The 23,592-nt window shown below is 40.3% G+C and carries 27 protein-coding genes, 1 tRNA gene, 1 pseudogene and 1 riboswitch; of the genes and pseudogenes, 23 read left to right on the top strand and 6 right to left on the bottom strand.

Annotated features, from left to right (window positions below):
• The first annotated feature begins 136 nt into the window (after positions 1 to 136).
• The 6 genes from hflX to zupT all read left to right on the top strand — a co-directional run bounded on the left by hflX (position 137) and on the right by zupT (position 6,840).
• The gene (hflX, locus tag LQ216_RS11565) at positions 137 to 1,390 is read left to right on the top strand and encodes a GTPase HflX (RefSeq protein WP_230129455.1); all 1,254 of its coding nucleotides are present in this window, start codon (positions 137 to 139) and stop codon (positions 1,388 to 1,390) included.
• Positions 1,391 to 1,403: 13 nt separating this feature from the next.
• Positions 1,404 to 2,672, top strand: a complete 1,269-nt coding sequence (locus LQ216_RS11560) for a methionine gamma-lyase family protein (RefSeq protein WP_230129454.1) — start codon at positions 1,404 to 1,406, stop codon at positions 2,670 to 2,672.
• A gap of 141 nt (positions 2,673 to 2,813) precedes the next feature.
• A complete protein-coding gene (locus LQ216_RS11555) occupies positions 2,814 to 3,218 on the top strand; it encodes a MerR family transcriptional regulator (RefSeq protein ID WP_230129453.1) in 405 nt (134 codons plus the stop codon).
• A gap of 50 nt (positions 3,219 to 3,268) precedes the next feature.
• Positions 3,269 to 4,603 carry a type I glutamate--ammonia ligase gene (glnA, locus tag LQ216_RS11550; RefSeq protein WP_230129452.1) on the top strand — a complete coding sequence of 445 codons (1,335 nt, stop codon included), beginning with the start codon at positions 3,269 to 3,271 and terminating at the stop codon, positions 4,601 to 4,603.
• 143 nt (positions 4,604 to 4,746) lie between these two features.
• The gene (locus LQ216_RS11545; protein WP_230129451.1) at positions 4,747 to 5,562 is read left to right on the top strand and encodes a nucleotidyltransferase domain-containing protein; all 816 of its coding nucleotides are present in this window, start codon (positions 4,747 to 4,749) and stop codon (positions 5,560 to 5,562) included.
• Positions 5,563 to 6,030: 468 nt separating this feature from the next.
• On the top strand, positions 6,031 to 6,840 hold the full coding sequence (zupT, locus tag LQ216_RS11540) for a zinc transporter ZupT (protein WP_230129450.1): 810 nt from the start codon (positions 6,031 to 6,033) through the stop codon (positions 6,838 to 6,840).
• A 134-nt stretch (positions 6,841 to 6,974) separates the two neighbouring features.
• Here zupT and LQ216_RS11535 read toward each other — a convergent pair whose 3' ends face one another.
• A complete protein-coding gene (locus LQ216_RS11535; RefSeq protein WP_230129449.1) occupies positions 6,975 to 7,115 on the bottom strand; it encodes a hypothetical protein in 141 nt (46 codons plus the stop codon).
• A 266-nt stretch (positions 7,116 to 7,381) separates the two neighbouring features.
• Between LQ216_RS11535 and LQ216_RS20375 the strand changes: the two genes are divergently transcribed.
• The gene (locus LQ216_RS20375) at positions 7,382 to 7,516 is read left to right on the top strand and encodes a hypothetical protein (RefSeq protein WP_290369266.1); all 135 of its coding nucleotides are present in this window, start codon (positions 7,382 to 7,384) and stop codon (positions 7,514 to 7,516) included.
• Between the two features lie 564 nt (positions 7,517 to 8,080).
• Here the strand turns inward: LQ216_RS20375 and LQ216_RS11530 are convergent.
• A complete protein-coding gene (locus tag LQ216_RS11530) occupies positions 8,081 to 8,269 on the bottom strand; it encodes a hypothetical protein (RefSeq protein WP_230129448.1) in 189 nt (62 codons plus the stop codon).
• 135 nt (positions 8,270 to 8,404) lie between these two features.
• A complete protein-coding gene (locus LQ216_RS11525; protein WP_230129587.1) occupies positions 8,405 to 8,782 on the bottom strand; it encodes a DUF2294 domain-containing protein in 378 nt (125 codons plus the stop codon).
• 235 nt (positions 8,783 to 9,017) lie between these two features.
• Positions 9,018 to 9,158: riboswitch (cyclic di-AMP (ydaO/yuaA leader) on the top strand.
• Positions 9,159 to 9,532: 374 nt separating this feature from the next.
• Between LQ216_RS11525 and LQ216_RS11520 the strand changes: the two are divergent.
• From LQ216_RS11520 to LQ216_RS11510, 3 genes and pseudogenes are all read left to right on the top strand, one after another.
• A pseudogene (locus LQ216_RS11520) lies at positions 9,533 to 10,049 on the top strand (SLC13 family permease); the annotation flags it as partial.
• Between the two features lie 81 nt (positions 10,050 to 10,130).
• A complete protein-coding gene (locus LQ216_RS11515; protein WP_230129447.1) occupies positions 10,131 to 11,471 on the top strand; it encodes a TrkH family potassium uptake protein in 1,341 nt (446 codons plus the stop codon).
• Positions 11,472 to 11,498: 27 nt separating this feature from the next.
• Entirely contained in the window at positions 11,499 to 12,155 is a 657-nt protein-coding gene (locus LQ216_RS11510; protein ID WP_230129446.1) for a TrkA family potassium uptake protein, read from the top strand.
• Positions 12,156 to 12,350: 195 nt separating this feature from the next.
• On the opposite strand, the gene LQ216_RS11505 is transcribed toward LQ216_RS11510, so the two are convergent.
• Positions 12,351 to 12,424 (bottom strand) — tRNA-Arg (locus LQ216_RS11505).
• Positions 12,425 to 12,630: 206 nt separating this feature from the next.
• On the opposite strand from LQ216_RS11505, the gene LQ216_RS11500 reads away from it, so the two are divergent.
• Positions 12,631 to 13,182 carry a GNAT family protein gene (locus LQ216_RS11500; RefSeq protein ID WP_230129445.1) on the top strand — a complete coding sequence of 184 codons (552 nt, stop codon included), beginning with the start codon at positions 12,631 to 12,633 and terminating at the stop codon, positions 13,180 to 13,182.
• A gap of 123 nt (positions 13,183 to 13,305) precedes the next feature.
• On the opposite strand, the gene LQ216_RS11495 is transcribed toward LQ216_RS11500, so the two are convergent.
• On the bottom strand, positions 13,306 to 13,524 hold the full coding sequence (locus tag LQ216_RS11495) for a DUF378 domain-containing protein (protein WP_230129444.1): 219 nt from the start codon (positions 13,522 to 13,524) through the stop codon (positions 13,306 to 13,308).
• Between the two features lie 199 nt (positions 13,525 to 13,723).
• Between LQ216_RS11495 and LQ216_RS11490 the strand changes: the two genes are divergently transcribed.
• Positions 13,724 to 14,146 carry a hypothetical protein gene (locus LQ216_RS11490; protein ID WP_230129443.1) on the top strand — a complete coding sequence of 141 codons (423 nt, stop codon included), beginning with the start codon at positions 13,724 to 13,726 and terminating at the stop codon, positions 14,144 to 14,146.
• Positions 14,147 to 14,222: 76 nt separating this feature from the next.
• Here LQ216_RS11490 and lexA read toward each other — a convergent pair whose 3' ends face one another.
• Complete coding sequence (lexA, locus tag LQ216_RS11485; protein WP_230129442.1) at positions 14,223 to 14,846, bottom strand: transcriptional repressor LexA; 624 nt, start codon at positions 14,844 to 14,846, stop codon at positions 14,223 to 14,225.
• 160 nt (positions 14,847 to 15,006) lie between these two features.
• Between lexA and LQ216_RS11480 the strand changes: the two genes are divergently transcribed.
• The 11 genes from LQ216_RS11480 to LQ216_RS11430 all read left to right on the top strand — a co-directional run bounded on the left by LQ216_RS11480 (position 15,007) and on the right by LQ216_RS11430 (position 23,554).
• The gene (locus LQ216_RS11480) at positions 15,007 to 15,315 is read left to right on the top strand and encodes a LysM peptidoglycan-binding domain-containing protein (protein WP_230129441.1); all 309 of its coding nucleotides are present in this window, start codon (positions 15,007 to 15,009) and stop codon (positions 15,313 to 15,315) included.
• Positions 15,316 to 15,333: 18 nt separating this feature from the next.
• The gene (locus tag LQ216_RS11475) at positions 15,334 to 15,990 is read left to right on the top strand and encodes a recombinase family protein (RefSeq protein WP_230129440.1); all 657 of its coding nucleotides are present in this window, start codon (positions 15,334 to 15,336) and stop codon (positions 15,988 to 15,990) included.
• Between the two features lie 66 nt (positions 15,991 to 16,056).
• Entirely contained in the window at positions 16,057 to 16,293 is a 237-nt protein-coding gene (locus tag LQ216_RS11470; protein ID WP_117305737.1) for a DUF896 domain-containing protein, read from the top strand.
• A gap of 188 nt (positions 16,294 to 16,481) precedes the next feature.
• Complete coding sequence (gene tkt / locus LQ216_RS11465; RefSeq protein ID WP_230129439.1) at positions 16,482 to 18,488, top strand: transketolase; 2,007 nt, start codon at positions 16,482 to 16,484, stop codon at positions 18,486 to 18,488.
• Positions 18,489 to 18,738: 250 nt separating this feature from the next.
• Positions 18,739 to 19,179: a sporulation inhibitor of replication protein SirA gene (gene sirA, locus LQ216_RS11460; protein ID WP_230129438.1), complete on the top strand. Its 441-nt coding sequence runs from the start codon at positions 18,739 to 18,741 to the stop codon at positions 19,177 to 19,179.
• Positions 19,180 to 19,258: 79 nt separating this feature from the next.
• A complete protein-coding gene (locus LQ216_RS11455; RefSeq protein WP_230129585.1) occupies positions 19,259 to 19,480 on the top strand; it encodes a YneF family protein in 222 nt (73 codons plus the stop codon).
• 356 nt (positions 19,481 to 19,836) lie between these two features.
• Positions 19,837 to 20,049: a hypothetical protein gene (locus tag LQ216_RS11450; protein ID WP_230129437.1), complete on the top strand. Its 213-nt coding sequence runs from the start codon at positions 19,837 to 19,839 to the stop codon at positions 20,047 to 20,049.
• Between the two features lie 162 nt (positions 20,050 to 20,211).
• Positions 20,212 to 20,424 (top strand): hypothetical protein, encoded by a 213-nt coding sequence (locus LQ216_RS11445; RefSeq protein ID WP_230129436.1) that lies wholly within the window; start codon positions 20,212 to 20,214, stop codon positions 20,422 to 20,424.
• Between the two features lie 42 nt (positions 20,425 to 20,466).
• Entirely contained in the window at positions 20,467 to 20,649 is a 183-nt protein-coding gene (locus tag LQ216_RS11440; protein ID WP_230129435.1) for a hypothetical protein, read from the top strand.
• A gap of 297 nt (positions 20,650 to 20,946) precedes the next feature.
• Positions 20,947 to 21,894 carry an MBL fold metallo-hydrolase gene (locus LQ216_RS11435; protein ID WP_230129434.1) on the top strand — a complete coding sequence of 316 codons (948 nt, stop codon included), beginning with the start codon at positions 20,947 to 20,949 and terminating at the stop codon, positions 21,892 to 21,894.
• 127 nt (positions 21,895 to 22,021) lie between these two features.
• Positions 22,022 to 23,554 carry a long-chain fatty acid--CoA ligase gene (locus tag LQ216_RS11430; protein WP_230129433.1) on the top strand — a complete coding sequence of 511 codons (1,533 nt, stop codon included), beginning with the start codon at positions 22,022 to 22,024 and terminating at the stop codon, positions 23,552 to 23,554.
• Positions 23,555 to 23,592 lie beyond the last annotated feature (38 nt).

Genomic DNA, 23,592 nt, shown 5'->3' with positions numbered 1-23,592 from the left:
TAGCATGTTTACTAAAAGATTCAACTCTTTTTCTTTTAGTCGGAGTTTATGTGGAAAACAAGACAGGAATCATTTTGGAAACCGCTCCTTATTTGGTATCATGTGTGATAGAGAACTCTAAAGGATGGTGCGTTTTTTGGAACATAAGGAAAAAGAAAGCGTCATTTTGGTCGGCTGCCAAACATCAGATGATGACCTGCGCTATGAATACTCATTGGATGAGCTTGCGTCGCTTACAAAAACAGCAAATGGAGAAGTATTGATTACAGTTACCCAGAAAAGGGACCGGGTTCATCCCTCTACATATATCGGAAAAGGAAAAGTCGAAGAGCTGAAAAATCTTGAAGAGGAACTCGAACCTGATTTACTAATCTTCAATGATGAACTATCTCCAAGTCAAATTCGGAATCTTTCCCAGCATTTCAACGCGAGGGTGATTGACAGGACCCAGCTTATTCTCGATATTTTTGCCCAGCGCGCCCAGTCAAAGGAAGGAAAGCTTCAGGTGGAACTAGCCCAGTTGCAGTATTTACTGCCGCGGTTAATGGGGCAGGGTACCGCTCTCTCTAGACTGGGAGCGGGAATCGGAACTAGGGGGCCGGGGGAAACGAAGCTTGAGAGCGACAGACGCCATATTCGCCGCCGGATTGATGATTTCAAGAATCAGCTGAATGTTGTAGTCAAGCACCGGGAAAGGTATCGCGATAGAAGAAAACGCAACAAAACCTTCCAGGTAGCTCTCGTAGGCTATACGAATGCTGGGAAATCGACCTTGTTCAATCGTTTGACAGAGGCGGCAACATTTGAAGAAAACCTGCTGTTTGCGACCCTTGATCCAATGACAAAAAAATCGATCCTTCCGAGCGGTTTTACCGTCCTGTTGACGGATACGGTTGGATTCATCCAGGACCTGCCTACGACACTGATCGCGGCATTCAGGTCCACTCTTGAAGAGGTAAGGGAAGCGGATCTCCTGCTTCACGTCGTTGATTCTTCAAGTCCCGATTATTTTAATCATGAAAGGACGGTTCGCGAACTGCTTTCAGACCTTGACGTGACCCACATTCCACAGCTTACGTTATATAATAAGAAGGATTTGAAGCACGTAGACTTCATGCCTGCCTCAAGCGAGAAATCAATGTTGATCAGTGCCTTTGAGGAAAACGATCTTGAAGCGGTTCTGGCGCAAGTCGAAGAGAATGTCATCAGTGAAATGCAGGCTTACCATGTTTTCCTTCCCGCTAATGAAGGAAGGCTCCTGTCCCAGCTGAAAAATGAAACCATTTTGCGCTCATTATCCTTTGACGAAGAAAAGGAACAGTATGAGTGCAAGGGCTTTTCCTTAATTGACCATCATTTAACCGGACAGCTAGAGAAATATACCAATTAAAAGGAGAAACAAGATGTACGAGAATTTAACGAACGGAGATCAATTAAAGGTTCTCGCCAGTTCCGTCGAGGATATGATTGCACCGTTACATAAAGAAATAGATGAGAGAATCGAAGCTAATCAATACCGGGTATTGCAGAGCTTCCAGAACTATAAAGTGAGCGACTCTCATTTTATCCCAACAACTGGGTACGGATACGACGATATCGGCAGAGATACGCTCGAGATGATCTATGCTGATGTACTCGGCGGGGAAGCGGGGCTTGTCAGGCCGCAAATCATTTCGGGGACGCATGCGATTTCCATCGCGCTGTTCGGGATTTTGCGCCCGGGCGATGAGCTTTTATACATAACCGGCAAACCCTATGATACGCTTGAGGAAATTGTCGGGATCCGCGGAAGTGGGGTCGGCTCGTTAAAGGAATTCCAGATCGGATACGGAACCGTGTTACTCACTGACGAAGGAAAAGTAGATTATAAGGCTGTGGAAAAAGCAATCACACCAAAAACGAAAATGATCGGGATTCAGCGCTCTAAAGGCTATGCAACAAGACCATCCTTTACGATTGTTGAAATCAAGGAAATGATTGCTTTTGTAAAGGAGATTAATCCCAAAATTGTTGTATTCGTAGACAATTGTTATGGGGAATTCGTTGAAACGCTGGAACCATGCCATGTCGGGGCCGATTTAATAGCCGGGTCGCTTATTAAAAATCCAGGCGGGGGTCTGGCCAAGACAGGCGGCTATATCGTCGGGAAGAAAGAATATGTCGAAGCATGCTCGTTCAGATTGACCTCACCTGGAATTGGCGCAGAAGCGGGTGCTTCCCTATACAGCCTCCAGGAAATGTATCAGGGTTTTTTCCTTGCTCCCCATGTCGTCGGACAAGCTTTGAAGGGTGCCATCTTTACTTCAGCGCTTCTCGAAAAACTAGGGATGAACACCTATCCAAAGTGGTATGCCGAAAGAACCGATTTGATTCAGTCCGTGCAATTTGATGACCGTGATAAGATGGTCGCTTTCTGCCAGGCGGTTCAGTTCGCCTCTCCAGTCAATTCCCATGTTACCCCGTATCCTAGCTATATGCCGGGCTACGAAGATGATGTCATCATGGCGGCGGGGACATTCATTCAAGGGGCGAGCATCGAACTTACGGCAGATGGACCGACGCGAGCTCCATACGTGGCATATGTCCAAGGGGGGCTAACCTATTCGCATGTGAAAATAGCGGTGCTTACAGCGGTGAATTCGTTAATTGATAAAAAATTAATTACATTCTAAATGTAGATAAAACAGCTAGGAAACTAGTTGTCTCATTTATTTAAAAATATTTATGTTATAAAACCTAACGTTAATTTGACAACAAACATAACATGAGATATAGTTAAAACAGGATAAGAAAATAAAAGGAGGACGTTGCGGATGAGCGGCAACAATATTCGTCGTTCGATGCCTCTTTTCTCAATCGGAATCGTGATGCAGCTGACAGATTTGACAGCTCGCCAGATTCGATATTATGAAGAGCATCAATTGATAACTCCTGAACGAACAGAAGGGAACCGCCGTCTTTTTTCATTAAACGATATCGACCGGCTCCTAGAAATTAAAGATCTGATCGAGCAAAGAGTCAATCTTGCAGGGATTAAGAAGCTTTTCTCCGTAAAACAAGAATCGCTCGAACCAGTCTCTGAGAATTTTGAAAAAAAACTAGAAAAACCTGATTTAAGTGATGTCGAGCTGCGAAAGCTACTAAGGAATGAACTTTTGCACGGCGGTAAAAACCGCGCATCGCTCCGTCAAGGAGATATGTCTCGTTTCTTTCATTAGTAAGCTTCAACAAATATATACTTAACTAATTTGGGGAGGAATTATCCACTATGGCAAAGTACACTCGTGAAGACATTACCCGTTTGGCTAAGGAGGAAAACGTTAAATATATTCGCCTTCAATTCACAGACATCCTAGGCACAATCAAAAACGTTGAAATCCCAGTAAGTCAGCTTGAAAAAGCACTTGATAACAAAATGATGTTCGACGGATCTTCAATTGAAGGCTTCGTTCGAATTGAAGAGTCTGATATGTATTTATATCCTGACTTAAATACATGGGTCATCTTCCCGTGGACATCTGAAAAGGGGAAAGTGGCGCGATTAATCTGTGATATCTACAACACAGACGGAACTGCGTTTGAAGGAGACCCACGCGCAAATCTTAAGCGTATCCTGGCTGAAGCGAAGGAACTAGGCTTTACAAGCTTCAATCTTGGGCCAGAACCTGAATTCTTCTTATTCAAGCTTGATGAAAAAGGAGAGCCGACATTAGAGTTAAATGATAGAGGCGGATACTTCGACCTTGCGCCGACTGACCTTGGCGAAAACTGCCGTCGCGACATCGTGCTTGAACTTGAGGAAATGGGCTTTGAAATCGAAGCTTCCCACCATGAGGTTGCTCCGGGCCAGCACGAAATTGATTTTAAGTATGCAGATGCTGTCACTGCGTGTGACAATATCCAGACTTTCAAACTAGTCGTTAAAACAATTGCCCGCAAACATGGTTTGCACGCAACATTCATGCCAAAGCCTTTGTTCGGTGTGAACGGATCTGGAATGCACTGTAACGTTTCCCTTTTCAAAGGAAGTGAGAATGCATTTTATGATAACAATGGGACATTAGAGCTTAGTGAAACAGCAGAGCAGTTTATTGCAGGTACGATCAAACATGCACGTGCTTTCACAGCAGTAACGAATCCGACTGTGAATTCTTACAAGCGCCTGGTTCCTGGCTATGAAGCACCATGTTACGTAGCGTGGTCTGCTAAAAACCGCAGCCCGTTGATCCGTATCCCGGCTTCCCGCGGTGTGAGCACCCGTGTTGAAGTCCGCAGCGTGGACCCTGCAGCTAACCCGTACCTTGCAATTGCGGTATTGTTAAAAGCAGGTCTGGATGGAATCAAGAACAAAATGACTCCGCCAAAACCAATTGACCGCAACATCTATGTGATGGACAAACAAGAAAGAGAAGAAGCAGGTATCAGCGATCTTCCGGCAACATTAGCCGCAGCCCTTGATGTTTTACAATCAAACGAAGTCATCTGTTCTGCTCTTGGAGACCACTTGCTGGAACACTTTATCGAAGCGAAAGAGATTGAGTGGGATATGTTCCGCACGCAAGTACATCCATGGGAGCGCGAGCAGTATATGACGATGTATTGATTTGGGAATAAATTAAGTCCCTGTTTTGGCAACAAAACGGAATTTCAGCCCCTGGACACTATTGGTGTCCAGGGGCTATTTGCATTACAATGAATGAAATGGCTGGGCCGGAAGAAGACCTTACAAGCATAGGAGAGATATGTATGAAAGTAAAGATCATGGAAGAATTGAAAAAGATTGAAAATACTTATCATGTTAAGGTTCTCTACGCATGCGAGTCAGGAAGCCGTGCCTGGGGATTCCCGTCAAAGGATAGTGATTATGACGTTCGCTTCATTTACATCCATCTAAGGGATTGGTATTTATCAATCGATCAAAAAAGAGATGTCATTGAACTGCCCATCAATGATTTGTTAGATATAAATGGCTGGGAATTAACAAAGGCATTGAGGCTGTATAGAAAATCCAATCCTCCACTGTTGGAATGGCTCCATTCAGGAATTGTCTATTATCAGGCCTTCTCCGTTATTAAAGAAATGAAGCAGCTTAGCGATAAGGTGTATAAACCAGCAGCTTGCCTTCACCATTATTTGAATATGGCGAAGGGGAATTATCGTGACTATCTGCAAAATGAACAAGTAAAGATCAAAAAATATTTCTATGTGCTTCGCCCAATTCTTGCATGTAAATGGATCAAAAAATTTAACACGATCCCGCCGTTGGAATTTCAATCTCTGTTAGAGGAGATTGTCCCGGACGGTTTATTAAAAAAAGAAATTCAAGAATTATTGGAGCGAAAGAAAAGGGGGGATGAGTTAGATTTTGAACCGAGGATAGATAGCATTAATCAATTTGTAGAAACGGAAATCGAACATTTAACACAATATGCGAAATCATTAGATATACAGTTAGAAGATCCTACCCAGTCGTTAGATCAGTTATTTAGAGACGCCCTCCATGAAGTTTGGGGGAATGAAGACGTTCAAAAAACAAAAATGAGGAAAGCTGCACCTAACTGAAAAGTGGGTGTATTTTTTTTGAGAAGGCTCTGTTAAATTCCATTGTTGATTTTCAAATGGTCATGGAATCTACTCGCTTTCCGCGGACGAACTGTCAAGCCTCCTCACTCGTACCTCGCTGCGGGGTCTTGCCAGCCCGTTTTTCCGCAGGAGTCTCGCAGATTCCCTTCCCAAAAACAACATTATCGTTTAACAGAGCCTTTGAGAAAGTAGTAAAAAAGATGTCCAATATTTCTTCCTTACTGTTTAATAGGAAAATTATCAAAACGATATGGACATTATAATGAAATCAAGTGTTTTTACCACACAGGATAGAATCGCCTTAAGCTGAAACTAATACATTGTGAATTAGTTTGCTTAGGTGTAAAATGTTTCTCATAGGAAACATTTATTGAGTTGGGCATAATGTGTAATTAGAGCTGATAAATGAAATTTTACGTTTCACGTTTATAGAGGAGGAGAGATATTTTGGATGAAAATCTGTTATTGGCATTTGGATTAACTTTATTTGCAGGTCTTGCCACGGGAATTGGAAGCATTCTGGCGTCTTTTACATCGAGGACAAATACAAAATTCCTGTCCATCTCCTTAGGGTTTTCTGCGGGTGTCATGATCTATGTATCCATGATTGAGATCTTTGTTAAGGCAAAGGACGCACTTACTGCTGCCAAAGGAGATGTAGTAGGAAACTGGCTAACGGTTGCCGGTTTTTTTGGCGGGATGCTTGTAATTGCGATGATTGACAAATTCATTCCTAAGCAAGGGAACCCTCATGAACTTAAGAAAGTAGAGGATATGAAGAAGGCGGGAAATGGAGGCAAAGAGGCTGATTTATTAAAGATGGGGACGTTCACAGCCCTAGCCATCGGTATCCATAACTTCCCTGAAGGAATTGCTACTTTCACTTCAGCTTTACAGGATCCCGCCCTTGGCATTGCCATTGCTGTAGCGATTGCCATCCATAATATTCCGGAGGGAATTGCCGTATCCGTACCCATCTATTTTGCAACTGGCGACAAGAAAAAAGCGTTTAAACTTTCCTTCCTGTCCGGATTATCCGAACCAGTCGGTGCGATTGTGGCCTATCTTTTCTTAATGCCTTACCTGAACGATTTAATGTTCGGCATCATCTTTGCAGGTGTCGCGGGAATTATGGTGTTTATCTCCCTTGACGAATTACTCCCAGCTGCCCAAAAGTACGACGAAGCCCATTTATCCATTTATGGGCTGATTGGCGGGATGGTCGTCATGGCGCTAAGTTTATTATTGTTTATTTAAAATTCGCTATCTAATTGAAGCATTCAAACACACAAAAGCCAGCAAATTGCTGGCTTTTGTGTGTTTGAATGCTCGAAAATATGAGGCAGTTACGTCAAAAAATGAAGAAGCAAAAAGCTAAGATCTTATTAAATTTAACTTTCTACTTGATCCATGTGTACCAAAATGATTTGATCCAGAATACCGTTTTGTTTCTTTTGAATTTCCCAAAAACCAGAATCATATTTATAAATTACGATATAGGGAGTGCCATTATAAAATACTTCTTCCTGCATATATGATCACCCTTTGTAGTTAGTATTACCTATTTTACATCGGAATTTAAAAGTATGCTTTTGAGCGGACGGGGGAAAAATAATCAATAACAACTATATTTTGAAGAAAAAGTATGAATTCTTTAGAAAATATAACTATAAGTATATTTTTTAAAACAGTGGACTAAGAACTAGGCGCATTTTTTATGATGGAGCAGCATAGATGAGTATTAGAGTAGGAAAGTACGCTAGAGAAATATGTAGCGTTTTGGAGGAGTAGAAGCATTATGCTAAGTGTTATACAGACACGGTATAGAGTTAAATATTGCATCGCCTTCTACGATTCATGGGTACATGAAGAACCTGAAAAGAAAGGGACACGTTACTTGGGAGGAAGAGGGGCGGCCGCGGACTTTACGTAAATTGGAAAAAAAGAAATCGACTGATTATGGCGGTTTTTTCTTTCAAAGTTCCTTTTTAATACGAAGCAAAAAAATACTCAATTGTTCTACTAACTCCCTAACAATTGCCGACAGAAAGGTGGAATGTTACACATGATATAGGGAAAGACAATACTTTTGAAATTTATTACAGGAAATAGTGTGGGAAAGCATAAGAATCCTTTCTTAAAAGGGTGGGAGAGACTATGGGTATTCCACATTGTTCAGTTTGCATGAAAGAACTCAAAATAGGTGAGCAAGTAATCATGGAGGGTATATTTAATGGAATCTTACATGCCGATTGCAATTACCTGACAGAAGAATACATTGAAGTTCGAGGCAGATATGAGGATGTAGTAATCAGGAACCAAAAATGGTTTAGTGGTTTTATTTCTACATTGAGTAGGAAATGACTCAGAAAAGGAATATCATACATACACTTTAACATTAGAGTTTCTTCAATCTGGCGCTTTAGTTAGGAGTAACAAATGAAATAAAAATACGCCCTTTCAATTGAAAATGACGTACAAATGCGAAGAAATTATATCATTTGAAAAACCAATTTAAAAACGGATTTTTTTTCCTATCAATTACTTTTAACTCATTCATAATTAATTTATCCTCATGATCTGCTATCCATTTATTTAGCGCATGTTTATCTTCAAAATGGTTTAAGTAAATTTGTCCACTTTTTCCTATAGCGTTAATTACGTATCTACAAGAGGAATTCCCCATAATTGTCCACCCTTACAAAATAGTTAACTTACAAAAGGGATGATATCCCGACCTATTAAAATATATTCATATCTTATCTTAATATATTACTCCTTTATAAATGATAAAGTTGTTTCATTATATCTAACAAATTATTTATTTGATAGTTTCTAAACATTTTTCTAGGTCTTTATCAACAATGAAGACCTCAATTCTTTCCCCAGTTTTTGTGCTAATATCACTATGAGATGAAAGAACCTTACATCCAGTATATTGTTCTACAATATCTTCATATTCTTTGCTGTACATTTCACGAAGGACTTCACGCATTTGTTTTACAAGTTGTCTCCCGGTATCGCAATTAGCAAGATGCTTTTCTTCTACTGTGAGGACTCCTTTGAAACGAGTGATCAGCATGTCACTAATAATATAAGTTTTAGCCTCCTGTGGTCCCCGGCCTATTAATTCACGCTGGAACTTAATGAAAGCTGCACTAATTTCAGCCTCAAGTTTCTTTTTAGAATTTAACATAATGCCTCCATTGCATTACTGATTTATGGAACTTATCATAATTCCGAATCAAAGTTGTTGTCAATGATAATTTTAAACCTTTAGAAAAAAATAAGAAATTTAATAAAACAGTGTAATATTGAGTAATTGTATCAAAATATAAACATAATGAATGATTTTGGTTTATTTTGGGTGAAAACCGCTGTTTTTACTGTTTTACAATATTTGAAAGGCAGGCGTAGAATATCCTCATAAATCAATTTGATATCGGTCAAATCTCAAGCAATTGAGAACGGAGGACCCAATCTTTTGGGGTTAATTCTGCATTCGCAGAAGGGATGAGAAACTCTTTCGCCATCCTACCCGTCAGCTAACTTCGTCGACTAAAGCGAAGGAGGTCATAAGACCGCCTTATACAGGGGGCTTTTTTTGTTGCTTTCATACAGCAAAATAGCAGCCTGTCATTTCCGTAGGTCTTTTTGTTATGCCTATTATGAGAAGGTTTCTTGGAAGACAGAACGCAAAGGGAGCTTTATAGCTTGCTGGGCGTTAAGTAGACCAATGAGTACTTTTTCTCCATTTATGTATTTGTCTATTGCAGACTAGTTAAAGTTCAATTTTGGTGAATCGAATTGTTCACCTGTGGAACTTTGATAGTTATTGCATCACTGCATAAGGAGGAAAGTAAGCATTGGTCTTTTTGCGTCTTATGGGGTGAATGGAACTAAATCAAGGGTGAAACAATAATTTAGATTGTTCATGTTCAGGAGGGATATCATGTCGGAAGCTTTTATTGCTCTCAGTATTTTTATCATTGTGCATGCATCATTTCAGAAAAAAAAATCGGACAATCATTGCGTTGGCTGGTGGCGTACTAATGATTTGTTTTGGAGTCCTTAATCAAGAAGAGGCACTTCATCATATTGATTTTAATACTTTGGGTTTATTAATCGGAATGATGATTATTGTAAATATTACTTCTCTTACAGGAGTATTCGGGTACATAGCCATTTGGTCTGTAAAAAAAGTAAGAGGATATCCCATCCGGATACTTGTAGTTTTGAGTTTAGTAACCGCGTTTGCTTCTGCATTTTTAGATATTGTTACTACTGTTTTATTGGTTGTACCAGTAACTCTTAGCATCACTGCCCAACTGAAAGTTGACCCGATTCCATATTTAATTGCTGAGATATTTGCAGCGAATATAGGTGGAACAGCTACAATGATTGGGGATCCACCGAATATTATGATTGGCAGTGCCGTTGAAGAATTAACGTTTCTTTCATTTATCGAAAAATCCACAGTTTATGTTACATAAGATACCTTTAATGATGAAAATCCACAACAGACTTCTTTCAGTTAGGAGATAACTATGAAAAAGATAAGAGACTTCCTTGATCCTCCAAAAATCCTTGTATTGGGCTTCGCGACCTTGATCCTTCTAGGAGCCTGTTTGCTAACCCTTCCAATTGCAACACATGATGGAAATGGTCTCGTGTTTTTAGATGCGTTATTTACCGCGACATCGGCAACATGTGTAACAGGACTAGTCGTAGTGGATACCGCGGATACATTCACCACGTTTGGTGAAATAGTCATCTTAACCCTCATCCAGATTGGTGGATTGGGATTTATGACATTCGCTACGTTTTTCTTTTTCCTCTTGGGTAAGCGGATATCTTTAAGAGAAAGATTACTGCTCCAGGAGACTTTGAATAACGTTTCCTTCGCCGGAATCGTTAGGTTAGTAAAAAGAGTGCTGATATTTACTGCAATTATAGAGCTAACGGGTGCTACTATCTTAGCTATTCGATTCTCTTTTGATATGCCTATTGGAAAAGCGATTTATTGGGGAATATTTCACGCTATATCGAATTTCAATAATGCCGGGTTCGATTTAAACGGGGAATTCCGAAGCCTAACCCCGTTTGTTGACGATCCAACCGTAGTACTTACCGTCTGTGCGCTTATTACTTTAGGCGGAATTGGTTTCATAGTAATGAATGAACTGTATGAATACCATGATACCCGCCGTGTCTCAGTGCATACTAAGGTCGTTTTGCTAATGACGCTGATTCTAACGCTCGGTGCCACGATTTTGATTTTTACTTTTGAATTTGGAAATGAAAAAACTCTTGAGCCATTATCTTATACAGGAAAGGTATTGGGATCCTTATTCCAAGCGGTCACACCGAGGACTGCTGGTGCCAATACACTACCCATAGGGGACTTAACGCAATCAACCTTATTTCTAATCATTTTCCTTATGTATGTTGGAGCTGGTCCCGGTTCGACGGCAGGAGGCATTAAAATCACAACGTTTGCTGTTCTTTCAGCAACCTTATGGTCCCAAATTAAAGGGAAGGAAGATGTGGTGTTGTTCCGACGTCGAATAGTTATGGAAACTATTTTCAAGGCACTTACCGTGGCCGCAATGGGAATGTTTCTTGTGATGTTTATCACCATGTTGCTTACAATAACGGAAGGGGAACGACATAATTTCATCATGTACCTGTTCGAAGCCACCTCTGCGTTTGGCACGGTTGGACTTTCAATGGGATTAACTCCTGAATTGTCACCTATTGGGAAGGTACTCATTATCTTTACTATGTTTGCAGGACGATTAGGCCCGCTTACCCTTGCGTATGCTGTATCTATGAGAAGAAAACCTAATGCTTTCCATCATCCAAAAGGAAAAATTATGCTAGGTTAATTTGAAATATTAGGAGGGAATTGATAAATGGCCACACGTCAATATGCTGTTATTGGATTGGGCAGATTTGGAATAAGTGTTGCACGAAGATTACACGAAGCTGGGCAACAAGTCTTGGGCATTGATATCAATGAGGCACGGGTGGAAGATGCGGAATTATTCGTTACTCATGCGGTTGTTGCCGATTCGACTGAAGAGGACGCGCTTAAATCAGTTGGCATCCGTAATTTTGATCGTGTAATTGTTGCGATTGGCAATGATATGCAATCAAGTATTTTAACAGTCTTACTGTTAAAGGAACTTGGAGTTAAAAAAGTAATAGCAAAGGCTCTAGGAACACACCACGGCAAAGTTTTAGATAAAGTAGGAGCTGATTGGATCATTTATCCAGAAAGAGATATGGGTGAACGTGTTGCTAATCAACTTTTATCACCAAATATGTTGAACTATATAGAACTTTCAACAGAATACAACATAGAGGAGATAATAATCCCTGAGAGTATGGCGGAAAAAAGTCTGAGGGAGATTGATATCCGCGCCAAATATAATGTCAGTGCTATTGCCTTAGTTCGCGATGGAAATGTCGTTATATCTCCTTCTCCTGATGAAATCATAAACAAAGGAGATATGTTAGTATTAATTGGTAGCAGAGAAGATCTAACAGAGTTTTCTAATATAGAATAACAATCTGAGGACAATAGTAAGTCAAGCAGGGAAAAATCTTGAAGGAGATTGAAGGCGCATTTAAGTTACTTTTTTGAATCCGACCCCAATCCGACCCCAAAAATAATTTTTAATCGTCTATGTGGAGAATATTAATGAACGGAGCAAATAAGAAAACCCCTTGATACACAAGGGGTTTTCACTGTTTCATATAAGCGTCCCAGATAGGAATCGAACCTACGACCTACAGCTTAGGAGGCTGTCGCTCTATCCTGCTGAGCTACTGGGACATTATAAGTTTCACAGGGAGTGTATAGTTCCCTATAAAATATGATAGCAACTTTTATATAATAACAATGCGCGGGTTATTTATCAATCATTTTAGCCAAAAAAATTATGTCAGAGATGGTTGTATAGAAAACAAGAAGGAATAAATGAAGCGCATCTAGAAAAGATTAGCGATCGGCATATGTAATAATATTCAAAGGAGACTAACATGACGGTAACTACTTCAAATCTTTTTCAAGGGGAATTTGTTAAACTATCAGCGGTAAGAGAGGGAGACGCTGACATAATGGCTAGGTGGGGAGAGGATTCGGAATATCTCCGTAATGTGGATACAGATATTGCTCTGCCAATCTCTAAACAGCAATATGAAAATGAAGGCGAGTCTGATCCGAATGAGGCCTATTTTCGTTTAAGAACGATTGAGGATGATGAATTAATTGGGTTTGGTGTCATTCACAGCATTGAATGGAATAATCGTGCCGGGATTTTATCAATTGGGATCGGAGAAGCCACATACCGCAATAAGGGCTTTGGAACGGATGCCTTAAAGCTTATTCTTCGTTTTGCCTTTCATGAACTGAATTTGAACCGTGTGGGCCTTTATGTGATTGAATACAACAAACGAGGAATACATGTTTATGAGAAGTCGGGCTTTCAACATGAAGGCAGGAGAAGGGCAGCTGTCCATCGCGACGGGAAAATGTACGATGGAATCATGATGGGGATTTTGCGATCGGAGTGGGAAGCCACTCAGAAGTAATACAATAAAAAATATAGAAGAGAACGTGCAGGAAACCAGTCCATTCTAAGTTGATGGACTGGTTTCTTTTGATCAGATCACAGGGCTTCGTGCCGGTTTTGCTTTGAATCAAATGGCAATAATTCATTCTGACTTAACGAGATCCCGCTCTCCGACGGAATTAATAAAGGTTAAGGCATACAGGGCGCAAATTCCGACAACAACATAGACGATACGCGAAAGAATCGCGTCCTCTCCGCCGAAGATTGACGCAACCAGATCAAATTGGAATAATCCAACCATTAACCAGTTCAACCCGCCGACAATCAACAATATCATGGCAATCGTATTGAGTGTTCTCATCTGGAAATCCCCCTCCTTATTTGCAGACTTTGTTTAAATGATACCCTTCCTAAAATGCCCTAAACAAACCGAAAAAATAAAGGGAGAATCAAGATATTCATTTAAACAAATCATAATAATATTATGTAAACATACATCGAATTTTAAAAATATATATAAACGTAGTATGATAGAGGTGAGCAAAATCTAAGGAGGAAATATGAAGGCTATAAAAATTTTACTTTCTATTGTGGTTATCCTTGCCATTATAGGAGTCGGACTTTATTATTTCGGTACAAATATGGCGTCTGACAGGTTGGTTGATGAAGTTTCGAATCAGCTTGAGAATAGCGGCGAAATGGATGAAATTAAACAAGCCATCGAGAGTGACCCAGAGCTTATGGCATTTGTAGAGGATGGCAAAAATGTCGACGAAAGCAAATTGCCTTTCACAACGAAAGAAGAGGCTACTAGGGTTCTAATCAATAAATTTGGTATTAATGGTTTAATGGAAATTCAGGAAAAGGTCCAAGATGGAACGATTTCCAGAGCAGAGCTGATGCAAGATGCGGAGAGCAAGCTGACAGAAGAGGAAATCCTTGCCTTAAAGGTGATTACTTACAAAGAACTGTATGCGCAGTAGCATTAGCTGAGTGAAACCAAAACAAAAAGCCCGTTCTGGGCTTTTTGTTTTGGTTTGAGTAAAGACAACTTGTGCCTTAATGAATCGTCCTGTATAAGCCGACAACTTTCCCGAGGATCGATACATTTCTAAGGATAATCGGGTCCATATTTGAATTCTCCGGCTGGAGGCGTACATAATCTTTTTCTTTAAAGAACCTCTTAACAGTTGCTTCATCATCTTCGGTCATCGCAACAACTATATCCCCGTTATTAGCGGTTTTTTGCTGTTTAACGATTACATAGTCACCATCCAAAATCCCAGCTTCAATCATACTTTCCCCCATAATTTCCAGCATAAATATCTGCTCATCCTGAGGAGCCATGTTTTCAGGAAGCGGAAAATACTCTTCAATATTTTCAATCGCAGTGATCGGAATACCTGCTGTAACTTTACCTAATAAAGGTACATTAATGACACCGTTCTTCGGTATAGCTGAAGCTTCTTCAAGTTCCAAAATCTCGATGGCTCTCGGCTTCGTCGGGTCCCTTCTAATGAGGCCCTTGCTTTCCAATCTCGATAAATGTCCATGGACTGTTGAACTTGACGCAAGTCCGACAGCTTCTCCTATTTCACGCACGGAAGGAGGATATCCTTTTTTGCGAACTTCCTCTTTAATGAATCCTAGAATATCTTGTTGCCTTTTAGATATCTTTGTCATTTTTCACCCACCCCATCTCAAATTCCTTAGCTTCATTATAGCATGTACATCTACAAAATACAAACATAAGTTCGAATATTTTTGTTGACTTGAAACAAATGTTCGTATTATACTTAATGTATCAAAAGCGAACAAGTATTCGATAATGGAGGAAACATATATGAAAACATTGTTACAAAAACACTCTTATACCATTCTGCTTCTTAGCGTCGTATTTATATTCTCTCTTTTCTTTTCTTTGAAGTCTGATAAAGAAAATGTCGAGAACTATCTTTCGGTCACGGTGTCTTCGGGTGAAACTCTCTGGGAGTTGGCAGAGCGTTACGAAAACGGCGATATGACAAGAAGCCAATTCATTGATTGGATCGAAAAGCACAATGAATTGCAAGCCGAGTCCCTGAAACCGGGAGAGGAAATTGTCATTCCGATTGCAAAATCGGAAAATGTTAACCAGTTAGCCAGCGAATGATAAAGGGTTGGATAAAAAATGAAAGCTATTATTTATTGCCGGGTAAGCACTGAAAAAGAATCACAGGAAACCTCATTGGCAAGACAGGAAGCTGAATTAAAGCAGCTCGCTGCCAAAATGGGGCTTGGTGTAGCAGCGGTTATCAAAGAGCAGGCAAGCGGCTATGAACTGAATAGAGACGGTATTTTTGAAATGCTTGATCTATTGAAGGAAAAGCAGACTGAAGCTGTATTGATTCAGGATGAAACCAGATTGGGGCGCGGGAATGCCAAAATCGCGCTTTTTCATGTGATCCTCAAGAATGGTGCCAGAATTTACTCATTGTCACATGACGGAGAAATAGAGATATCCGAATCAGATTCAATGGTTCTGAAAATAGTCGGAATTGTCGAGGAATATCAGAGAAAGCTGCATAATCTGAAAATCAAAAGAGGCATGCTTCGGGCGGTTGATGATGGATATAAGCCGCAGAAAAACCTTAAAAATCAGGGAAACCCAGGAGGAAGAGAACGGAAGAAGATCCCGGTAGAAGAGATTGCCCGATTGAGAGCCAACGGCCTGACCTTTGAAGAAATAGCAGCTACCCTAAGGGGATTTGGTTATTCCGTATCAAAGGCAACCGTTCATCGGAGATACTTGGAGTACGAAAAAAGTGAACTTAACGGCGAATCCTAGAACTTGTCTTTTTTCTTGATTTTATATAATATTGGCAGTATCAAAAATGTTGGAAGGAGCGAAATGATGCTGTCGAAAGAAAAAATGGCCCGAATTAACGAACTTTCCAAGAAGTCCAAAGAAGCCGGACTGACTGAGAAAGAAGCGAAGGAACAAACAAAGCTGCGAAGCGAGTATTTAGCTACCTTTAGGAATTCCATGGCAGATACATTAGAAAATGTAACGATAATCGATCCCGAGGGTAACGATGTTACCCCGGACAAAATAAAAGAAATCAAAAAAAATAAAAAACATTTGCATTAATGATTTTCATTATGCCCATAACCACGAGAGAATGCATGAAGAATGTATTCTCTTTTTTTGGTTAAATATAAGAAAAGTCTGTGAAGCAAGTATGTAAAAATCTTGAGGAACAAAAAGGATTATAGTTGTCTTTATATAGAGCTACCTATAAAATATAAGAGTAATTATCAAGGAAGGGATGTTTTTGCATGTTTGATAAGATTGATGCACTTTCCATCAGTACCATTCGTACTTTATCGATTGATGCTATTGAAAAAGCTAAATCCGGCCATCCGGGGATGCCAATGGGGGCTGCTCCCATGGCTTATACATTATGGACACGGTACATGAACCATAATCCTAAGAATCCTGATTGGTTTAACAGAGACCGTTTTGTTTTATCCGCCGGTCATGGTTCGATGCTTCTTTATAGTTTATTGCATTTATCCGGATATGATTTATCCATGGATGACATAAAGAATTTCCGCCAGTGGGGAAGTAAAACTCCAGGGCATCCTGAACATGGCCATACGGCTGGAGTTGATGCCACAACCGGTCCCCTTGGACAAGGAATTGCAATGGGAGTCGGGATGGCAATGGCTGAGCGTCATTTAGCTGCTGCTTACAACCGTGATTCTTATAATGTCGTCGATCATTTTACATACGGGATTTGCGGTGACGGAGATCTAATGGAAGGTGTGTCTGCTGAAGCTGCTTCACTTGCGGCACATCTTAAGCTTGGAAAACTCGTGGTCTTATATGATTCCAACGATATTTCATTAGATGGAGATCTCCATAAATCCTTCAGTGAAAGTGTTGAAGGTCGATTTAAAGCTTACGGATGGCAGTATATCCGGGTAAACGACGGGAATGATTTAGAGGAAATCGCAAAAGCGATTGAAGAAGCGAAGACTGTTGATGACCGCCCTACACTGATTGAAGTCAAGACCATTATCGGCTTTGGTTCACCAAACCGATCAGGAAAATCAGCCGTTCATGGCGCTCCGCTCGGTGAGGACGAACGTAAGCTTACTAAGGAAGCCTATAAATGGACCTTCGAACAGGATTTCCATGTGCCAGATGAAGTGTACAAGCATTTCGAAGAGACTTGTGTTGGAAAAGGAAATAAAAAGGAAGAAGAATGGAATAGCCTTTTCAATGATTATAAAAAGGCATATCCTGAGCTTGCGGCACAGCTTGAGACCGCAATAAAAGGTGAGCTTGCAGATGGCTGGGATAAGGAGATTCCTGTATATGAAGAAGGGAAAAGCCTTGCATCCCGTGCTTCAAGCGGTGAAGTCCTTAATGCAATCGCCAAAAATCTGCCAAGCCTTATCGGAGGTTCCGCTGACCTGGCAGGTTCAAACAATACAATGCTTAAAGGCTACGCTGATTATATGCCTGGTGAATATGAAGGCAGAAACATTTGGTTTGGTGTGCGTGAATTCGCGATGGGCGCTGCACTGAACGGTATGGCTCTTCATGGGGGCATCAAAGTGTTCGGAGGAACATTCTTTGTCTTCTCTGATTATCTGCGTCCAGCTATCCGTCTGGCAGCATTAATGGGCTTGCCTGTCACTTACGTATTCACTCATGACAGTATCGCGGTAGGGGAAGATGGCCCAACACACGAACCGATTGAACAATTGCCTGCGCTTCGCGCCATGCCGAATCTTGGTGTGATCCGTCCGGCTGACGGAAATGAAACAGCCGCTGCATGGAGGCTCGCACTTGAATCAACGGATAAACCAACGGCCTTGGTATTAACCCGCCAAAATCTGCCGACACTCAACACTACAGCTGAACTGGCTTATGAAGGCGTATCAAAAGGTGCGTACATTGTTTCTTCATCAGGTAAAGACCAGGATGATGCGCTCCTGCTCGCGAGTGGATCTGAAGTCAATCTTGCAGTAGAAGCTCAAAAGGCTTTGGCTAATGAAGGAATTGCTGTTTCGGTTGTAAGCATGCCTTCATGGGATCGTTTTGAAGCTCAATCCAAGGAGTATAAGCAAAGTGTAATTAATCCTTCTGTTAAAAAGCGATTGGGGATCGAAATGGCTACACCATTCGGTTGGGATCGTTATACAGGGGATGAAGGCGAAATTCTTGCGATTAACCATTTTGGCGCGTCGGCACCAGGAGCGAAAATCATGGAAGAATTCGGCTTCACTGTAGAAAACGTAGTAGCACGTGTTAAAGCGATGCTTCAGAATTAATACTCAATACTACCAAACCTGCCCTAATTTTCGGGCAGGTTTTTTTGCATGAACCTCGGTTGCAAGCTGTCGAAAAACTTGAATCGAGAATCTTCAACAAGCAAATTAGTATAGAATCTAATAAAATCAAACAGCAAATTTCAGAAAATTGGTATTTCGACAAAAATAGAAGGGATTTTCACCATCAAACAACATAACTTTTTATTTTTCCAATATATAATGGCAAAAAGGAGTGCAGGAGGCAGCTGGCATGAGAAATTATCGAATTTATCTGATTGAGGATGAATTTGCACACCACTATTATGGAAGAGAGAAATTATTTTTCAATTTGTTTTTGGAGTATATTAATTCATCCGGAAAACAAAAAGGTATTTTGCAAAAACAAATCGAATATATCACAAAACCGGTTCCTATCGAAGCTTTGGTGAATATATTAGAAATCCAATCTTTGAAGAAGAAGGATTTCACCTGCAAAGATGGGGTATATTATTTAGAAAAGAGTCATGGAAGAAGTAGAGCGGCCCTAAAACTCGATCGTGAATATATGGTTTTACAGGCTAAGGGAGACTTCGAAGCGGAAACATCCTTTTTTGAGTGTATACGAAAATACGATTCCGACTTTCTCGCCATGGATTTGGAAAATAACCGTTACGGCTGGTTACAGCCTATTAAAGAAAGAAAGTTTGTGTAAAAGAGGGACAATTACAGCATGAATATTGTATAATATCCCTTGGTCTAGTACACTGTTGATAGACAACACGAAGGAGGAAATTAGTATGTGGCAGTTAATTCTAGTTGGTGTTCTGGCATTGCTCGCTGGGATAGCACTAGGATTTTTCATTGCTCGCCGTTATATGATGAGCTACTTAAAGAAAAATCCGCCGATTAATGAACAAATGTTAAAAATGATGATGATGCAAATGGGGATGAAGCCATCCCAAAAGAAAATCAATCAAATGATGGCAACCATGAACAAACAACAAATGAAATAAAAGCGTAGAGAACGCTTGTCATAATGAGTTTAAGCGATTGATTGGTAGCGATTAATGAGCAAGTTGACTAGGAAATAACTGTCTGAAATAATCGTGGGTTAATCTTTCCTAGTCATTGCTCTATAGTTGCATAGTTTTTTCAAATTTCCAAAACGAAACCGTTTTTTTTGCTGAATGATTTACATAAAAGGTGTTTTTTTGTTGGAGTTATAAGATGTGGTGTCAAGGAACGCTGCTGAACAGCGTAAGCTTGAGGATATTATTAAGGTAGAGTTGTAGGATGAAATTGTTAATGGCAGCAGGTAATCAACTCCTTTATGTAGAACATTATAGGTAACACAGAAGGGGATGACCCAATGAATAAAGATAAGTTATTAAAAAAGCTTCAGAATGCAAGTCGTGGTAATTTTTTTTCATTGGAGATTGCAAAGGCTACTGAGGATGATGAACATCAGATTGAAGAATTGGTGAAAGAATTAGAAAGAGAAGGAAAAATTAAATTAAGAGAATGTGTACAGCGAGAATACTCCGTTTATTTATATGGAATCATTAAGTATGCATCCGAATAATCGGGTGCTTTTATTTACATTGGACCATATAATAAGCTTAAATTTGGAGATAATGGTAAGATAGAAGTAGAAAATTAAATCCTTGGACAAAATTGCTAAAAGTGGACTAGAGGAAAGGTGTTCATTTTTGTCTAAATATAGATGTAAAAGGAGTGTTTATTAATGACTGAAATGACAACAATCACTTTCGCCAATAACCAGAAGGAATTAGATCGTAAAATTGAGCAAATTACGCAAAACCATGAACGTTGGAATCCTGAAAAAAGAGTCGAGATTTCTTACTTAGATCCAAAATTACACGATATTCATTTCATACCACACCAAACTACTCAATTACTCATCGGAATAAATATATTTGATAAACTGGATGACTGAAATAAGCACCATAAAACGTACTTTTATTTGGAAAGGAGTCTAATGTTGGCAGATAAAAACAAATACCACATTGGAGATATCGTAAGAATAAAAACAACGGATGAATTAGTAACAATCAATAAATGGCAGTATGTGAAGAACATGAAAAAGTATTCTTATACAATAAAAGAACAACCATCTACTTTTTATTTCGAAGATGAATTTCAAAGTAGAAATGATAAATAAACAGTTAAAGTAAAGCAGACAAGTACTCAGGTGACCAATGAGTGCTTTTTTCTTTTGCCATACAGTTTAAGAAAATTTATGGCATGAGTGGATGGGAGGACCCGTATATTTATAGTAACCAGAAAAAATGAACGTTCATTCAGTGGGGGATCTTCGTTCATCCATGAGATTATGAATAATAGCGAGATATGAAATTTATAGCAGGAATTCCCAAGACACTACAGAATATTGAATACTATAGACAGAAAAATCTGATTTTTTAACATAGCCAGTTTTCAAAAGAAAGGAGAAAAAGAGTTGGCCAATATTATCCCGATCACGGTTGAAACGCCTTTTGCAAATGGCTATGTTAACGCCTTTATAGTCGCCGGAAAAACCGCTACACTAGTTGATGCCAGCAATCCGGGGCAGGAATCTTTCAGACAGTTAAAAAGCGGCATTGAAATGAAAGGATTCCGTATCAGTGATCTTGATCAAATTGTCCTGACTCATATGCACACGGACCATAATGGTGGGGTCACATTTTTACAAGAAGAAGCAGGTCTGCCTGTATATGTGCATGAGAAGGGACAATTCATAATTGAAGTAGCTGAAACTGAATCGCGTAGAGTGGAGGAGTTTTTTAATCAGTTTGTCCATCAATGTGGTGCAGATTTACATAGTCATCAACCGATACGTGAATACATACCCGAGAATTGGAAGGATGTTCACTATTTAAGAGATGGAGACAACCTATCAATAGGCGGCGTGGACTTCGAAGTGATTTATGTTCCCGGTCACAGTCAAACAGATGTGCTTTTTTGGGATCCTGTAAGCAGGAATGCCATTGGTGGTGACCATATAATCGCTAATATGTCTATAAACGCTTTCGTGGAACCGCCTTCTCCTAATGAAAATCAGCGCCCCAAACCTTTGCTGCAATATCGGAAGTCGCTAAAAAGAGTCAAGGAGTTGCCGATCAAGACGATTTATCCAGGTCATGGGGAGGCATTTGGAGACCATGTTTCCTTAATAGATAAACGTCTGGAAGAGCAAGAGATACGCTGCCTCCAAATTCATGGAATACTCCAAAAGGGCGCGAAAACGATTTATGAAATTTCAATGGAAGTATTTCCGCGCTTACGAGATCGTACGGTTTTTCTCGGCCTGTCACAAATCCAAGGTCACCTGGACTTGATGGAGTCCAGAGGCCAGGTAGAGGTATCAGCACGAAATTCCATCCTTTTCTACAGGCTGGTTAAATAATAGGTTGTTAGAAAATAACGGAGGGAGTGGATGATCCCTAGGGAATCACATAAAGTGTATGGGCTTAAAGATCAATTTGAGGCATAGCTTTCTTTAACAAAATAAACGGGGAAAAGGAGAGGGGTCTATGAATCTTAAGCAGCTGCTGGAAACGAACATTGAAAACTTTGGTGAATATCCGTTTCTTTACTACAACGAAAAGCAGTATACCAATACGGAAACGAAAACCTATGCGGACCAGATTGCGAGAGGCTTAAAAGATCTTGGGATTCGAAGTGGTGACCGGGTTATGGTCTGCATGCCTAACTGTCCCGAGGTGATTTTTTCTTATCAGGGAATCGTGAGGGCAGGTGCGGTTATCGTGCCGGTCATGTTTACCCTGCATCCAAAAGAAATTCATTACATTGCCTTAAACTCAGGAGCTAAAGCGATCATCACATCATCACTTATGAAAGAAAAAGTAGGGGAAGCGCTTGACGGTTTACCCATTCGGCCGTATATCATTTCTGTTGATGATTCACGAAATGAAAGCGCATACAATTTATATGATTTAATGAAAACCAGTGAAAAAGAAAGCTATGAGGACGAGATGGAGGCAAAGGAGGACGATACCGCCGTCATCCTTTACACATCTGGAACGACGGGCAGACCAAAAGGTGTGTGTTTAACACATAAGAATTTGTATTCCAATGCCTTGAATTCATTCAAGCATAATGAAACGGAACGTAATACGACGTTGGGTGTCCTGCCCCTGGCCCATGTGTTCGGCCTGACTGTCTCTAATATTTGTTTTTTAACAGGAAGTTCAATCGTTGTTTTTCCAAAATTCGATCCAAAGGAAATATTAGCGGCGATAGAAAAGTATCAAGTAAAATCATTCTCTGGGGTTCCCGCGATGATTCACGCACTCGTTTCCTATCCGTTGGCTGATCAATATGATTACTCAAGCCTTGAATTTGTGGGATCCGGATCCGCACCACTTCCAGTAGCCTTGATGGAGGCTTTTAGGAAAAAGTTCAAAGCGGATGTATTTGAAGGGTATGGCTTATCGGAGGCGGCACCTGTTGTCACCTCACACCGCAGGGATCTAGCTTATAAACCTGGTTCAGTAGGAGTACCTATTCCAGGAGTAGAAATAAAGATTATCGATGAATCGGGGAAAGAACTTCCACGCGGGCAGGTTGGAGAGCTTTTAGTCAGGGGAGAGAATGTCACACCGGGTTATTTTCAAAATGAAGAGGAGTCAAAACGAGTCTTAAAAGAATCATGGCTTCATACAGGGGATTTGGCAAAGATTGACGAGGAGGGCTACTTATTTATCGTCGATCGAAAAAAAGATTTAATCATCCGGGGAGGCTTTAATGTATACCCACGGGATGTAGAGGAAGTTTTGAATGCCCATGAAAAAGTATCGGAAGTGGCGGTCGTCGGACTGCCGGATGAAAGCATGGGGGAAGAAGTAGTAGCGTGTATCGTCAAAAAACCCGGTGTTGAATTGAGCGAGAGTGAAGTCATTGAATACTGCCAGCAACATCTCGCCAAAAATAAGACCCCGAGAAGGGTATTATTTATAGAGGCACTGCCCAGAAATGGCGTCGGAAAGATTTTGAAAACGCATTTAAGAAAAGCGGCAGGAGATTTAATAGTTCAAGGAAAATAACTACTGGTGAGGAAATGTAATAAGAGACAGTAAAAATG

The organism is Bacillus sp. CECT 9360, from assembly GCF_918741275.1.
Taxonomy (GTDB): Bacteria; Bacillota; Bacilli; order Bacillales; family DSM-1321; genus Peribacillus.
Note: the sequence above shows the minus strand (reverse complement) of the source record. Positions and strands in the feature narration are given on the sequence as shown.

Coding starts and splice junctions, on each gene's coding strand:
- LQ216_RS11560 (WP_230129454.1), top strand. CDS start 1,404: ATGTACGAGAATTTAACGAACGGAGATCAATTAAAGGTTCTCGCCAGT.
- LQ216_RS11555 (WP_230129453.1), top strand. CDS start 2,814: ATGAGCGGCAACAATATTCGTCGTTCGATGCCTCTTTTCTCAATCGGA.
- glnA (WP_230129452.1), top strand. CDS start 3,269: ATGGCAAAGTACACTCGTGAAGACATTACCCGTTTGGCTAAGGAGGAA.
- LQ216_RS11545 (WP_230129451.1), top strand. CDS start 4,747: ATGAAAGTAAAGATCATGGAAGAATTGAAAAAGATTGAAAATACTTAT.
- LQ216_RS11535 (WP_230129449.1), bottom strand. CDS start 7,115: ATGCAGGAAGAAGTATTTTATAATGGCACTCCCTATATCGTAATTTAT.
- LQ216_RS20375 (WP_290369266.1), top strand. CDS start 7,382: ATGCTAAGTGTTATACAGACACGGTATAGAGTTAAATATTGCATCGCC.
- LQ216_RS11530 (WP_230129448.1), bottom strand. CDS start 8,269: ATGGGGAATTCCTCTTGTAGATACGTAATTAACGCTATAGGAAAAAGT.
- LQ216_RS11515 (WP_230129447.1), top strand. CDS start 10,131: ATGAAAAAGATAAGAGACTTCCTTGATCCTCCAAAAATCCTTGTATTG.
- LQ216_RS11510 (WP_230129446.1), top strand. CDS start 11,499: ATGGCCACACGTCAATATGCTGTTATTGGATTGGGCAGATTTGGAATA.
- LQ216_RS11500 (WP_230129445.1), top strand. CDS start 12,631: ATGACGGTAACTACTTCAAATCTTTTTCAAGGGGAATTTGTTAAACTA.
- LQ216_RS11495 (WP_230129444.1), bottom strand. CDS start 13,524: ATGAGAACACTCAATACGATTGCCATGATATTGTTGATTGTCGGCGGG.
- LQ216_RS11490 (WP_230129443.1), top strand. CDS start 13,724: ATGAAGGCTATAAAAATTTTACTTTCTATTGTGGTTATCCTTGCCATT.
- lexA (WP_230129442.1), bottom strand. CDS start 14,846: ATGACAAAGATATCTAAAAGGCAACAAGATATTCTAGGATTCATTAAA.
- LQ216_RS11480 (WP_230129441.1), top strand. CDS start 15,007: ATGAAAACATTGTTACAAAAACACTCTTATACCATTCTGCTTCTTAGC.
- LQ216_RS11475 (WP_230129440.1), top strand. CDS start 15,334: ATGAAAGCTATTATTTATTGCCGGGTAAGCACTGAAAAAGAATCACAG.
- LQ216_RS11470 (WP_117305737.1), top strand. CDS start 16,057: ATGCTGTCGAAAGAAAAAATGGCCCGAATTAACGAACTTTCCAAGAAG.
- tkt (WP_230129439.1), top strand. CDS start 16,482: ATGTTTGATAAGATTGATGCACTTTCCATCAGTACCATTCGTACTTTA.
- sirA (WP_230129438.1), top strand. CDS start 18,739: ATGAGAAATTATCGAATTTATCTGATTGAGGATGAATTTGCACACCAC.
- LQ216_RS11450 (WP_230129437.1), top strand. CDS start 19,837: ATGAATAAAGATAAGTTATTAAAAAAGCTTCAGAATGCAAGTCGTGGT.
- LQ216_RS11445 (WP_230129436.1), top strand. CDS start 20,212: ATGACTGAAATGACAACAATCACTTTCGCCAATAACCAGAAGGAATTA.
- LQ216_RS11440 (WP_230129435.1), top strand. CDS start 20,467: ATGTTGGCAGATAAAAACAAATACCACATTGGAGATATCGTAAGAATA.
- LQ216_RS11430 (WP_230129433.1), top strand. CDS start 22,022: ATGAATCTTAAGCAGCTGCTGGAAACGAACATTGAAAACTTTGGTGAA.